Origin of the sequence: Bacillus sp. JAS24-2, from assembly GCF_008274905.1 — a bacterium.
In the GTDB taxonomy this organism is placed as follows: Bacteria; Bacillota; Bacilli; order Bacillales; family Bacillaceae_G; genus Bacillus_A; species Bacillus_A cereus.
This window is the reverse complement of sequence record NZ_CP031068.1, coordinates 3,694,421-3,708,263: the sequence shown is the minus strand read 5'-3', so window position 1 is coordinate 3,708,263 and position 13,843 is coordinate 3,694,421. Positions and strand designations below refer to the sequence as shown.

Sequence of the window (13,843 nt, the reverse complement as noted above, 5' to 3'; positions counted from 1 at the left end):
TTTTTAAATGATAAAAGTAGTGTTTATGGGAACACCGGACTTTTCAGTGCCGGTGCTTCGTCGTCTTATTGAAGATGGCTATGAGGTAGTAGGTGTTGTGACGCAACCTGATCGTCCAGTAGGTAGAAAAAAAGTATTAACACCTACACCTGTTAAAGTTGAAGCGGAAAAACATGGTATCCCTGTGTTACAGCCGTTAAAAATTCGTGAAAAAGATGAATATGAAAAAGTATTGGCATTAGAGCCAGATTTAATTGTAACAGCTGCATTTGGGCAGATTGTACCAAATGAAATTTTAGAAGCACCGAAGTATGGATGTATTAATGTTCACGCTTCTTTACTTCCTGAACTTCGTGGTGGTGCACCAATTCATTATGCAATTATGGAAGGTAAAGAAAAAACAGGTATTACAATTATGTATATGGTAGAAAAATTGGATGCTGGTGATATCTTAACGCAAGTGGAAGTTGAAATTGAAGAGCGTGAAACGACAGGCTCATTATTTGATAAATTAAGTGAAGCAGGAGCACACCTTCTATCTAAAACAGTACCTTTATTAATCCAAGGTAAGTTAGAACCGATTAAACAAAACGAAGAAGAAGTAACGTTTGCGTACAATATAAAACGTGAGCAAGAGAAAATTGATTGGACAAAAACAGGTGAAGAAGTATACAATCACATTCGCGGATTGAATCCATGGCCAGTTGCTTATACAACTTTAGCGGGACAAGTTGTTAAAGTATGGTGGGGAGAAAAAGTGCCTATAACTGAACCGGCTGAAGCAGGTACGATTGTTGCAATCGAAGAAGATGGTTTTGTTGTAGCAACGAGTAATGAAACAGGTGTTAAAATTACTGAATTGCAACCTTCTGGTAAAAAGCGTATGAGTTGTTCACAATTTTTACGTGGAACAAAACCTGAAATTGGAACGAAGTTAGGAGAAAATGCATGAGACAAAATGTTCGTGAATTAGCTCTTGATGGTTTAATTCAAGTGGAAAAAAGTGGTGCATATAGCAACTTACTTTTAAATAATCTAATTGAAAAAAGTACAATTGATAGAAAAGATATTGGTTTATTAACTGAAATTGTATATGGAACGATTCAACGTCGTGACACATTAGATTATTATTTACAGCCTTTTTTAAAAAAGAAGGTTGAGGCGTGGGTAAGAGTATTGCTTCGCTTATCTTTATATCAAATGATTTATTTAGACCGAGTGCCAGAAAGAGCGGCTATTCATGAAGCGGTTGAGATTGCAAAGCGTCGCGGGCATAAAGGAATTGCTGGTATGGTGAACGGTGTATTACGTTCGATTCAGAGAGAAGGTGTACCTTCTGTAGATGAAATCAAGGATCCAGTAGAACGTCTTGCAATTACAACAAGTCATCCAGTTTGGCTTGTCCAAGAGTGGACTTCAGAATACGGTTTAGAAACTGCAGAAAAAATGTGCGAAGTAAACATGTTACCCCCTGTACCAACAGCGCGTGTGAATGTTGATAAGGTAACGGTAGAAGAAGCGATTGAGTTGTTGGCAAGTGAAGGTATAGAAGCAAAAAGTGGTGACTTATCAGATGATGCAATTCAGATTGAAAGAGGAAATGTAGCGCATACAGAAGCGTTTAAAAAAGGATTTCTTTCTATTCAAGATGAAAGTTCTATGCTTGTAGCACGCGCTTTAGAACCGAATACGGGAGATGCAGTTCTTGATAGTTGTGCTGCTCCAGGCGGAAAAACAACGCATATCGCGGAACGATTAAAGGGAACTGGTAAGGTCATGTCCCTTGATTTACATGCACACAAAGTACGTTTAATTAAACAGCAAGCAGAGCGACTTGGTCTAGAAAATGTCGAAACTAAAGCGCTAGATGCTAGAAAAGTGCAAGAGCACTTTGCAAATGAAACGTTTGATAAAATATTGGTAGATGCACCGTGTTCTGGATTTGGTGTAATTAGACGTAAGCCTGATATTAAGTTAGGAAAAGATAAAGGCGATAGTGAAAGATTATCGACGATTCAAATTGCAATACTAGAAAAAATAGCACCATTATTAAAACAAGGCGGTCGTCTTGTTTATAGTACGTGCACAATTGAGAAAATAGAAAATGAACAAGTAATAGAGAAATTTTTACAAGAACATCCTGAATTTGAATGGGATACTACGCTTAAAGAGCGTATGCCAGAAAAATTAACTCCGTATATTGATGAAGGTCAAGTACAAATTTTACCGCATTATTTTGCGACGGATGGCTTTTATATTGCTTGTTTAAGGAAGAAGGTGTAGCATCATGGAAACGACTGTAAGAAAACAAAAGAAAAATTTAGAAACGAAGAAACCATCAATTTACTCTTTACAACTTCATGAAATGCAAGATTGGTTAAAGGAACAAGGAGAACCGAAGTTCCGTGCTGGACAAATTTTTGATTGGTTATATAAAAAACGTGTAAAAAATTATGAGGATATGTCAAACCTTTCTAAAGGATTGCGTGATAAATTGTCGAATTCCTTTGATATTACTACTTTAAACACGTTAGTAAAACAAACGTCTTCGGATGGAACAATTAAATTCTTATTCCAATTATATGACGGATATTCTATTGAAACGGTATTAATGCGACACGAATATGGAAATTCCATTTGTGTAACAACGCAAGTGGGTTGTCGTATTGGGTGTACGTTCTGTGCTTCGACACTTGGTGGATTAAAGCGAAACCTAGAAGCTGGAGAAATCGTAGCGCAAGTAGTAGAAGTTCAGCGTGCGCTTGATGAAACGGAAGAACGTGTAAGTTCTCTTGTTGTTATGGGGATTGGAGAACCATTTGATAACTATGATAATTTAATGGGATTCTTACGCATCATTAACCATGAAAAAGGACTTCATATTGGTGCGAGACATATGACTGTTTCGACGAGTGGAATTATCCCGAAAATTTATAAGTTTGCTGAAGAAGATCTACAAATTAATTTTGCGATTTCATTGCATGCTCCAAACTCAGAATTACGTTCAAAATTAATGCCGATTAACCGTGCTTATAAATTACCAGATTTAATGGAAGCTATTAAATACTATGTAAATAGAACAGGGCGTCGTATTACTTTTGAATATGGATTATTTGGAGGAGAAAATGACCAAGTAGAGCATGCTGAAGAGCTTGCTGCGCTCTTAAAAGGTGTAAAATGTCATGTGAACTTGATTCCGGTAAACTACGTACCTGAACGTGATTATGTACGTACGCCACGTGAACAAATTTTCTTGTTCGAGAAAACGTTAAAAGATCGTGGAGTGAATGTAACGATTCGCCGTGAACAAGGTCATGATATTGATGCAGCCTGCGGTCAGTTGCGTGCGAAGGAGCGCAAAGAAGAGACGAGGTGACGAGATGAAAGCCGTATTTCTATCGGATAAAGGAAAAGTTCGTCAACATAATGAAGATAGTGCAGGAGTTTTTCACAATTTAGATGGAAATGTATTAGCGGTAGTAGCAGATGGAATGGGAGGTCATCGAGCTGGTGATGTAGCTAGCTCGATGGCCATTCAATTATTCCATGATTATTGGAAGCAAACACATAATATGAATGAGCCGAAAAAAGTAGAACAATGGTTACATACTAGTGTTGGGATTATTAATGAGCGTATATATGAATACGCTCAGCAAAATGCAGAATGTAATGGTATGGGAACAACGCTTATAATAGCTGTTTGTACACCAAGCTTTGTGACAATAGGGCATATAGGAGATAGTCGTTGCTATATGGTATCAGAAGGAGAAATGACGCTAGTAACGGAAGATCATTCACTTGTAAATGAGCTTGTGAAACATGGTGAAATTTCAAAGGAAGACGCAGAGTATCATCCGAAAAAGAATGTGTTATTAAGAGCATTAGGAACAGAAGAAAAAGTTGGGTTAGATGTTAAAACGTTGGTGATTGAGGAAGATGATCAATTACTTCTTTGCTCTGATGGGTTATCAAACAAAGTTTCTATTGATGATATGCGACAAATTTTACAGTTAAATGAACAGCTTGAAGGTAAAGGGCAGTGTCTCATTCAATTGGCAAATGATCGCGGTGGAGAAGATAATATCACACTTGTTCTTATTGATTATGCGGGTTCGACAAACGAAAGTAGGTGAAGTGCAACGTGCTGATTGGAAAACGCTTAAATGACCGTTATAAGCTGCTGAAAATGATTGGTGGTGGCGGAATGGCCAATGTATATTTAGCTCATGATGATATACTTGGCCGAGATGTAGCGGTAAAAATATTAAGACTCGACTACTCAAATAACGAAGAGTTTATTAAACGTTTCCATCGAGAAGCGCAGTCTGTTACAACGTTGTCGCATCCAAATATTGTGAATATGTATGATGTCGGAGAAGAAGATGGTATATACTATCTTGTCATGGAATATGTACCAGGGCAAACATTGAAGCAATACATAATTGAGCGAGGGATGTTACCTATAGGAGAAGCTCTTGATATTATGGAGCAGTTAACATCCGCTATGGCACATGCCCATCATTTTGAAATTGTGCATCGTGATATAAAGCCGCACAATATTTTAATTCGAGCTGATGGAATAATAAAAGTAACAGATTTTGGAATTGCGACAGCTACAAGTGCAACAACAATTACACATACAAATTCAGTGCTCGGTTCAGTCCATTATTTATCACCAGAACAGGCACGTGGCGGGATAGCAAATAAACAATCAGATATCTATTCTCTTGGAATAGTTATGTTTGAATTGTTAACAGGAAGACAACCGTTTTCTGGCGAATCTGCTGTTGCTATAGCTTTAAAACATTTACAAAGTGAAATCCCATCACCAAAAAGATGGAATGAAAATATTCCGCAAAGTGTTGAAAATATTATATTAAAGGCAACTGCAAAAGATCCGTTTCACCGATATCAATCTGCCAATGCGATGAAGCGAGATATTGAAACTGCGCTATATCCAGAGAGGATAAATGAGCAACCATTTTACATACCGGAAGATATGGAAGCGACGAAAGCGATTCCGATTATTCAACAAGAACAATTATTTGAAAATGTAAGTGATGAAACGATTGTTTTAAAAGGGAGTAAGGTGGAAGAACCGATAAGAGCAGAAGCAGCTGAGTTAGATAAGAAGAAAAAACGGAGTAACAAGTGGCTTAAAGTTTTAATTTCAACATTTTTATTTTTAGCAATAGGAATAACATTAGCACTTACGGTTATTCCAGGATTATTTATTCCGAAAGATGTGAAAGTTCCTGATGTGGCTGGTATGAAATACACGACAGCTGTAAATACATTAGTAGAAAAGGGCTTTGAGGTGACGGAGCCTAATATTGTATATACAGATGATGTTGAAGTTGGGGATGTAATAAAAACGGACCCTGTAGCAGGAAGAGTCGTAAAAGAAAACGCTAAAATTACTATCTATCAATCAGGTGGAAAAAAGAAAAGTAAGATGGCAAATTTCACAGGTCAAAACTTTGAGAGTGTAAAAGCTGAGTTAGAAGAAAAATATAAACAAGTTACGGTAAATTATATTGAAAATGATAAGCCGAAAGGTGAAATTGTAGAACAAATTCCGACGCCTGATCAGATGGTTATAGAAGCGGAGCAAGAACTGAAAATCTGGGTAAGTAAAGGGCCTTATCAAATTAGACCAGGTGACTTTTCGGGGTGGACTGAAAATAGTGTAACTGGTTATTTGAATGAGAGAAAACTAACGTCAGATATAAAACGAGAGTATTCAGATACAGTCGAAAAAGGACTTGTAATTTCGCAATTTCCAAAACCAGGTACACCATTAAAAGAGGGAGATAAAGTAACTATTATTATCTCTGATGGTCAAAAGCCTAAAGTGACTAAAACGGTAAAAGTGGACAATATCTCTATCCCATATGAGCCTGCTGTAACAGGTGAAAAAAAGCCGCAAACAATAGAAATTTATAAAGAAGACATGCAGCAAAAAATGGATAGACCGGTTGAAACGAGAACAATTACTGAATCAGCGACTATTTCTTTAGAATTTGTAATTCAAGAAGGTTCAAAGGGACACTATAAAATTGTACGGGATGGAGTAACGATTATTGATAAAGAAGTACCATATCCAACTCAATAATAGTGAAAGTCTACTTATTATTATTATTGCCTGTTATGCTGTCTACAAAGTGGACGGTATAGCAGGCAAAAATATATGATTCAAAAAGCTAGTAAAGTGATGCAGCTGTAAATATTTTTTTGCATTTAATGGGAAATTCAATGTATATTAGCGAAAGTATATATGGTAGGTTTTGAAATCGTTATTTGGAAAATTTAAATCCATTCATTTTTAAATTCAGCATCACCTTATACAAAAAAGGAGAATTCTATGCCAGAAGGAAAAATTATAAAAGCTTTAAGTGGGTTTTATTACGTGCAGCATGAAGAAGGGGTTACGCAATGTCGTGGGCGAGGTGTATTTAGAAAAAATAAAATTACACCACTTGTAGGAGACCAAGTTGTTTTTCAGGCAGATAATCCAACTGAAGGTTATGTGCTTGAAGTGTTTGATCGAAAAAATGAACTTGTTAGACCTCCTATTGCTAATGTCGATCAAGCGATCCTTGTGTTCTCTGCAGTAGAACCAGATTTTAATCCTGGACTGTTAGATCGATTTTTAGTGCTGATTGAATATCATAACATTAAGCCAATTATTTGTATTAGCAAGATGGATTTAGTAGATGAAAAGATGAAAGCAACTGTTGAAGCTTATGCGAATGATTATCGTGAGATGGGTTATGATGTTTTATTTACTTCTATTAATACGTCAGAAAGTATTGATATATTAAAACCATACTTAGAAAATTGTGTTTCTGTCGTTGCGGGCCAATCTGGTGTTGGGAAATCTTCAATGCTTAATGTGCTACGTCCAGAATTAGAGCTGAAAACAAATGATATTTCTTCCCATTTAGGACGCGGGAAGCATACGACAAGACACGTAGAATTAATTGCAATTGGGAGTGGACTAGTAGCAGATACACCGGGTTTTAGTTCACTAGATTTCATTGATATAGAAGTAGAAGATCTTACATATTGTTTTCCAGAGTTGAAAGAAGCGAGCCAATACTGTAAATTTAGAGGGTGTACACATCTTTCTGAACCGAAATGTGCGGTGAAAGCTGCGGTTGAAGAAGGGAAGATTACAGAATATCGCTATAAGAACTATAAACAATTCGTAGAAGAAATTAGAGAGAGAAAGCCGAGGTATTAGTTATGATTAAAATTGCACCATCGATTTTATCAGCAGATTTTTCAAAATTAGGGGAAGAGATTAAAGATGTAGAAAAGGGCGGAGCGGATTACATTCACGTTGACGTAATGGATGGACATTTCGTACCAAATATTACGATTGGACCGTTAATTGTAGAAGCAATCCGTCCGATTACATCATTACCATTAGATGTACATTTAATGATTGAAAATCCTGATAACTATATCCCGACTTTCGCACAAGCGGGAGCGGATATTATTACTGTTCACGTAGAGGCGTGTCCGCATCTACATCGTACAATTCAGTTAATTAAATCTCATGGTATTAAAGCGGGCGTTGTATTAAATCCACATACGCCAGTTTCAGTGATTGAGCATGTATTAGAAGATATAGATATGGTATTACTTATGACAGTAAACCCTGGATTTGGTGGACAGAAGTTTATCCATTCTGTATTACCGAAAATTAAACAAGTTGCAGACATGGTGAAAGAGCGCAATCTAGAAGTGGAAATTGAAGTTGATGGTGGTGTAAATGCTGAAACAGCAAGACTTTGTGTGGAAGCAGGAGCAAATGTACTTGTAGCTGGGTCAGCAGTATACAATCAAAAAGACCGCGGTGAAGCAATTCGCGTAATTCGTGGGTAGTGATGAACTTTTATCCTAGTAAGGCATTTATAGGATAGGATAAAAATATGTAAAAAGGCAATCTACCGAATGGCAGATTGCCTTTTTACAATGGGAGGAGAAGAAAAAATGATTATTCATATTTTGGCAGGAGGACCTTCGGAATATTGCGCAGATTTTGCTCGATACGAGAATGAGGAAGTAGTGTGGGCAGCGGTTGATAGGGGAGTATACCGTCTATTAAAGAAAGGGATTACCCCGGCTGTTGCGTTTGGAGATTACGATTCAGTTACTGAAGAAGAATTAGTATGGATGGGACAGCAAACGAACGAATTACATATTGTTCCGCGGGAAAAAGATCAAACGGATTTAGAAATTGCAATCAACTGGGCATTAGAACAGAAGCCGGCACTAATTCGTATTTTTGGTGCTACTGGTGGAAGGCTTGATCACGGTTTGGCAAATATACAGATGCTTTTAAAAGGGTTAGAAGTAGAGATAGAAATGTGTATTGTGGACAATAAAAATGAAATAACAGTTAAAAAAATGGGTACACATATAATTGAAGAAAATAAAAATTTTCCTTATGTATCTTTTGTACCAGTTACTGAAATAGTGGAAGGGATTACATTGTTTGGTTTTAAGTACCCTCTTACTAATAAAACAATAGAGTGGGGATCAACACTTTGTATTAGTAACGAACTCGTTGAGGAAAAAGGTACTTTTTCATTTACTTCTGGCATATTAATGTTGATAAGAAGCACTGATTGAAGAAACAATTTTGCTCCTTACATCATATAGTGACCAAGTGGAGTAATGGGGATTAGGAGGGAAACCATGAGATTTTATACAATTAAGTTACCTAAATTTCTTGGTGGAATAGTTCGTGCAATGTTAAATACCTTCAAAAAAGATTAAAAAAAGCACCTATCACCGGTGCTTTTTCCATTGTTATAGTAAAAAAAGAGCCTATCGGCTCTTTTTTTTATTATTAAACACGTTCGATTTTGCCAGATTTTAATGCTCTAGCAGAAACGTAAACACGTTGAACTTTTCCGTCGATGCGTACGCGAACTTTTTGAAGGTTAGCGCCCCATTTACGTTTTGTAGCGTTCATTGCGTGAGAACGAGAGTTACCAGAACGAGCTTTTCTTCCAGTAATAGCACAAACACGAGCCATTTATATTTCCCTCCCTTGATACCTTACCATACGTAATTTTTCAATGTTAGTCTTTTATGCGATGCTAAAAACACTACTATAATTTAACACAACTAAAAAGAGAATGCAACACCGTAGAAAAAAGAAATCAAGAAAATTTACTTGACACTATATGTCAATGAAGAAAAGTTGAAATCCATAAAAATTGCTTGACATATTATAGTGGTACATGTTGTATAATAACAATGGACTATTTTGCTCATCATAAAAAAGTGTAATTTAAAACATAAAATATGAGAGTGAAAAGAAAGAACGATGGAATTTTCTTTAAAAAGATTATATGATAGTAACTAAAGTAGTCTAGCTCACTTTCACCATTTATGAAGGGGGAAACGAGATGTCAATTGAAATTAAAACGAAGTACGGTCAAATTGATATTAGTACAGATGTAATTGCAACAATTGCTGGAGGTGCCGCGGTAGATTGCTACGGTATCGTAGGTATGGCATCAAAAAATCAGTTAAAAGATGGATTAACAGACATTTTACGAAAAGAAAACTTCACTAGAGGTGTTATTGTTCGTAAAGATGAAGATGAAGTACATATTGATATGTATATTATTGTGAGCTATGGTACGAAAATTTCAGAAGTGGCACATAATGTGCAGACGAAAGTGAAATATACATTAGATCAAACTGTAGGACTAGCAGTAGATTCTGTAAACATCTACGTACAAGGAGTTAAAGTAATAAACTTGTAATGTGCATTAAGGAGGAAAATCTGTGTCAATTCAAAAAATTGATGGAAAACGTTTATCACAAATGATCATGCAAGGAGCGAATAATTTAACAAACAATGTTCAGCTTGTTGATGCATTAAACGTATTTCCAGTTCCAGATGGCGATACCGGTACAAACATGAACTTATCTATGACTTCAGGTGCGCGTGAAGTGAAAGCAAACCCTTCACAGCATGCTGGTAAAGTCGGCGTAAGTTTAGCCAAAGGATTATTAATGGGAGCTCGTGGTAACTCTGGAGTTATTTTATCTCAGTTGTTCCGTGGTTTCTCTAAATCCATTGAACAAAAAGAAGAATTAACAACAGTTGATTTTGCTGCAGCACTAGAAGCTGGAGTAGAGGCGGCTTATAAAGCGGTTATGAAACCGATTGAAGGAACGATTTTAACGGTTGCAAGAGAAACGGGTAAATATGCAGTAACAGTTGCGAAAAAACAGCGCGACTTTGTTTTGTTTATGGAAGACGTTGTGAAAGAAGCAAACGCATCGTTAAATCGTACGCCAGATTTATTACCTGTATTAAAACAAGTTGGCGTTGTAGATAGCGGTGGTAAAGGTCTTGTAGTGGTATACGAAGGATTTTTAGCTGACTTAAAAGGAGAAACGATTTCTTCTGATGCACCGACGCAACCATCTATGAATGAAATGGTACGCGCAGAACATCACCGTAGTGTACAAAGCCAATTGAGTACAGAAGATATTAAGTATGGATATTGTACGGAATTCATGGTGAAATTAGAGGCTGAAAAGGTGAAAGAGCATAATTTCTCTGAACAAAAATTCCGTGAAGATATTAGTGTATATGGTGATTCTCTACTAGTTGTGTCTGATGATGAAATTGTAAAAGTTCATATCCATGCAGAACATCCTGGAGACGCTATGAACTACGGGCAAAAATACGGTAGTTTAATTAAGATTAAAGTAGAAAATATGCGTGAACAGCATACTGCTTTATTAGATGAACCTACTATGGTTCCTGAACAACCAGCTCAATCGAAAGAAAAACAACCATATGGTATCGTAACTGTAGCTATGGGGTCTGGTATTAAAACTTTATTTGAGAGCATCGGCGCAACGAAAGTTATCGAAGGTGGTCAAACGATGAATCCAAGTACGGAGGATATCGTGAAGGCAATTGAAGAAGCAAATGCTGAAAAAATCATTATTTTACCGAATAACGGAAATATTGTAATGGCAGCAGAACAAGCGGCATCAGTTGTAGATCAAGAAGTTATTGTTGTTCGTTCGAAAACAGTTCCTCAAGGTATGGCAGCAATGTTAGCATTTAACCCAGTTGGAACGTTAGAAGAGAATGAAGAAAACATGCAAGAAGCTTTATCTCATGTGAAAACAGGTCAAATTACGTATGCTGTACGTGATACGGAAATTGATGGTGTAGCAATTCAAAAAGATGATTTCATGTGTATTGCAGATGGGAAAATTGTATCTACAAATGCTGAAAAAGTAGGAGCTGCGAAGCAATTACTAGAAGCGCTTATTGATGAAGATTCTGAAATCGTAACGATTCTACAAGGTGAAGATGCAACTGACGAAGAAGTAGCGGAGTTAGTTGAATTTGTAGAAGAGAAATTTGAAGATGCAGAAGTAGAAGTGCATGCTGGAAACCAACCAGTGTATTCTTTCATCTTCTCTGTAGAATAAGATAAGATTCGTTTTGAAAATAAATGGATTACTTACTTGCTAATGGATAAGAAGTAGTAATATGAAGTTTATTACTAGTTTTTATTCAAAAGGCTAGCATATTGAAGAGAGAAAAGAGCCTTGCTGCTAATAGTGAGGCTCTTTTTTACTTGTTTTATATAAGGGATTTGAGTAGTTTCTCTTAGAATGCCTATGATAGAATATATAAGGTGAAAGAGAGCGATTACAGATGCTAATTGGTACTCAAATAAAATGCAATAAAGAAAATAATGTGACGGGGTGTGAGAATCTTGAATGATGTTGTACAAGTTCCTGTTACGGATGTAAAGGGGATCGGAGGAGAAACATCTGAGTTACTACATGAGATGGGTATTTATACAGTTTCTCATCTATTAGAACATTTTCCATACCGTTATGAAGATTATGCGATGAAAGATCTTGCTGAAGTAAAGCATGATGAACGTGTAACGGTTGAAGGGAAGATTCATAGTGCTCCTTTGCTGCAATATTATGGTAAGAAGAAATCGCGTTTAACAGTTCGTGTTCTCGTCGGTCGTTATTTAATTACGGCGGTATGTTTTAATAGGCCTTACTATAAGCAAAAATTAAAGTTAGATGAAACGGTAACGATTACTGGTAAATGGGATCAACATCGTCAAACAATTGCTGTATCAGAACTTCATTTTGGGCCGGTTGTACGTCAACAAGAAGTGGAACCTGTTTATTCAGTAAAGGGGAAACTTACAGTAAAACAGATGCGTCGTTTTATTGCTCAAGCGTTAAAGGAATATGGAGATTCTATAGTCGAAGTGTTACCGGATGGTTTGTTAGGGCGATATAAATTATTACCAAGATATGAAGCGCTTAGGGCATTGCATTTTCCGGTAGGACAGGAAGATTTGAAGCAAGCGCGTCGCCGTTTTGTATATGAAGAATTTTTCTTATTTCAGCTGAAAATGCAAACGCTCCGGAAAATGGAGAGGGAAAATTCAAAAGGGACGAAGAAAGAGATTCCGTCAGTAGAATTACAAGAATTTATCGATGCACTGCCGTTTCCATTAACGGGTGCGCAGCGCCGAGTTGTAGATGAAATTTTGAAAGATATGACATCTCCTTATCGGATGAACCGACTATTGCAAGGTGACGTTGGTTCTGGGAAAACAGTTGTTGCTGCGATTGGCCTTTATGCATCGAAATTAGCTCATTATCAAGGTGCTTTAATGGTTCCTACAGAAATTTTAGCTGAGCAACATTATCAGTCGCTTGCTGAAACGTTTTCGCATTTTGGTATGAAGGTGGAACTGTTAACAAGTTCTGTTAAAGGTGCGAGACGTCGAGAAATTTTAGCGAAGTTAGAACAAGGAGAAATAGATATTCTTGTTGGAACGCATGCCTTAATTCAAGATGAAGTTATATTTCATAGGTTGGGTCTCGTTATTACAGATGAACAGCATCGATTTGGTGTAGCGCAGCGCCGAGTTTTACGGGAGAAAGGTGAAAGTCCAGATGTATTATTTATGACAGCGACACCAATTCCGCGTACGCTTGCAATTACTGCATTTGGAGAGATGGATGTTTCGATAATCGATGAGATGCCAGCAGGTAGAAAGGTGATTGAAACATATTGGGCAAAACATGATATGTTAGATCGCGTTCTCGGTTTTGTTGAAAAGGAGATAAAAAAAGGAAGACAGGCATACGTTATTTGTCCTCTAATTGAAGAATCTGAGAAACTTGATGTGCAAAATGCTATCGACTTACATAGTATGCTGACGCATCATTACCAAGGGAAATGCCAAGTTGGATTGATGCATGGGAGATTATCGTCTCAGGAAAAAGAAGAGATAATGGGACAGTTTAGTGAAAATAAAGTGCAAATTCTTGTATCGACAACAGTTGTTGAAGTAGGTGTGAACGTACCGAATGCGACTGTAATGGTTATTTATGATGCAGAACGTTTCGGTTTATCGCAGCTTCATCAGCTTAGAGGGCGTGTCGGCCGTGGTAGTGAGCAATCATATTGTTTATTAATAGCAGACCCTAAATCAGAAACAGGGAAAGAAAGAATGCGCATAATGACTGAAACAAATGATGGATTTGTATTGTCAGAAAAAGATTTAGAATTACGAGGTCCTGGAGATTTCTTTGGGAGTAAGCAAAGTGGCTTACCAGAATTTAAGGTTGCTGACATGGTACATGATTATCGAGCGTTAGAAACAGCAAGGCAAGATGCGGCGATACTAGTAGATTCAGAAGCGTTTTGGCACAATGATCAGTACGCTGCCTTGCGTACGTATCTTGATGGGACAGGGGTGTTCCAAGGAGAGAAGCTCGATTAAAGGGAGTCAACAAA

13 protein-coding genes are annotated in these 13,843 nt (G+C 37.0%); 12 read left to right on the top strand and 1 reads right to left on the bottom strand.

From position 1 onward, the window contains the following. Nucleotides 1–7: 7 nt before the first annotated feature. The 9 genes from fmt (at nt 8) to spoVM (ending at nt 8,790) form a co-directional block, all read left to right on the top strand. Nucleotides 8–952: a methionyl-tRNA formyltransferase gene (gene fmt, locus DN407_RS19075; RefSeq protein ID WP_000598804.1), complete on the top strand. Its 945-nt coding sequence runs from the start codon at nt 8–10 to the stop codon at nt 950–952. Beyond that, nucleotides 949–2,283, top strand: a complete 1,335-nt coding sequence (rsmB, locus tag DN407_RS19070) for a 16S rRNA (cytosine(967)-C(5))-methyltransferase RsmB (protein WP_098993686.1) — start codon at nt 949–951, stop codon at nt 2,281–2,283. Before fmt ends, rsmB begins: the two co-directional genes overlap by 4 nt. A 4-nt stretch (nt 2,284–2,287) precedes the next feature. Then, nucleotides 2,288–3,376 carry a dual-specificity RNA methyltransferase RlmN gene (rlmN, locus tag DN407_RS19065; RefSeq protein WP_000450541.1) on the top strand — a complete coding sequence of 363 codons (1,089 nt, stop codon included), beginning with the start codon at nt 2,288–2,290 and terminating at the stop codon, nt 3,374–3,376. 4 nt (nt 3,377–3,380) lie between these two features. Continuing rightward, nucleotides 3,381–4,133: a Stp1/IreP family PP2C-type Ser/Thr phosphatase gene (locus DN407_RS19060; RefSeq protein ID WP_000648703.1), complete on the top strand. Its 753-nt coding sequence runs from the start codon at nt 3,381–3,383 to the stop codon at nt 4,131–4,133. A gap of 8 nt (nt 4,134–4,141) precedes the next feature. Then, the gene (gene pknB / locus DN407_RS19055) at nt 4,142–6,115 is read left to right on the top strand and encodes a Stk1 family PASTA domain-containing Ser/Thr kinase (protein WP_000904748.1); all 1,974 of its coding nucleotides are present in this window, start codon (nt 4,142–4,144) and stop codon (nt 6,113–6,115) included. Between the two features lie 249 nt (nt 6,116–6,364). Continuing rightward, on the top strand, nt 6,365–7,246 hold the full coding sequence (gene rsgA, locus DN407_RS19050) for a ribosome small subunit-dependent GTPase A (protein ID WP_001113932.1): 882 nt from the start codon (nt 6,365–6,367) through the stop codon (nt 7,244–7,246). A gap of 2 nt (nt 7,247–7,248) precedes the next feature. Then, nucleotides 7,249–7,893 (top strand): ribulose-phosphate 3-epimerase, encoded by a 645-nt coding sequence (rpe, locus tag DN407_RS19045; RefSeq protein WP_000589974.1) that lies wholly within the window; start codon nt 7,249–7,251, stop codon nt 7,891–7,893. A 69-nt stretch (nt 7,894–7,962) separates the two neighbouring features. After that, complete coding sequence (locus DN407_RS19040) at nt 7,963–8,643, top strand: thiamine diphosphokinase (protein ID WP_002062149.1); 681 nt, start codon at nt 7,963–7,965, stop codon at nt 8,641–8,643. A gap of 66 nt (nt 8,644–8,709) precedes the next feature. Then, nucleotides 8,710–8,790: a stage V sporulation protein SpoVM gene (gene spoVM / locus DN407_RS19035; RefSeq protein WP_001213599.1), complete on the top strand. Its 81-nt coding sequence runs from the start codon at nt 8,710–8,712 to the stop codon at nt 8,788–8,790. A gap of 73 nt (nt 8,791–8,863) precedes the next feature. On the opposite strand, the gene rpmB is transcribed toward spoVM, so the two are convergent. After that, nucleotides 8,864–9,052 carry a 50S ribosomal protein L28 gene (rpmB, locus tag DN407_RS19030; RefSeq protein WP_000124776.1) on the bottom strand — a complete coding sequence of 63 codons (189 nt, stop codon included), beginning with the start codon at nt 9,050–9,052 and terminating at the stop codon, nt 8,864–8,866. A gap of 376 nt (nt 9,053–9,428) precedes the next feature. Here rpmB and DN407_RS19025 point away from each other — a divergent pair, with 376 nt between their 5' ends. The 3 genes from DN407_RS19025 to recG all read left to right on the top strand — a co-directional run bounded on the left by DN407_RS19025 (nt 9,429) and on the right by recG (nt 13,829). Continuing rightward, on the top strand, nt 9,429–9,791 hold the full coding sequence (locus DN407_RS19025) for an Asp23/Gls24 family envelope stress response protein (RefSeq protein ID WP_000021109.1): 363 nt from the start codon (nt 9,429–9,431) through the stop codon (nt 9,789–9,791). A 22-nt stretch (nt 9,792–9,813) separates the two neighbouring features. Further along, nucleotides 9,814–11,490, top strand: coding sequence for a DAK2 domain-containing protein (locus DN407_RS19020; RefSeq protein WP_000027129.1), 1,677 nt, complete (start codon nt 9,814–9,816; stop codon nt 11,488–11,490). A gap of 290 nt (nt 11,491–11,780) precedes the next feature. Then, entirely contained in the window at nt 11,781–13,829 is a 2,049-nt protein-coding gene (gene recG, locus DN407_RS19015; protein WP_001000813.1) for an ATP-dependent DNA helicase RecG, read from the top strand. The last annotated feature ends 14 nt before the right edge of the window (nt 13,830–13,843 follow it).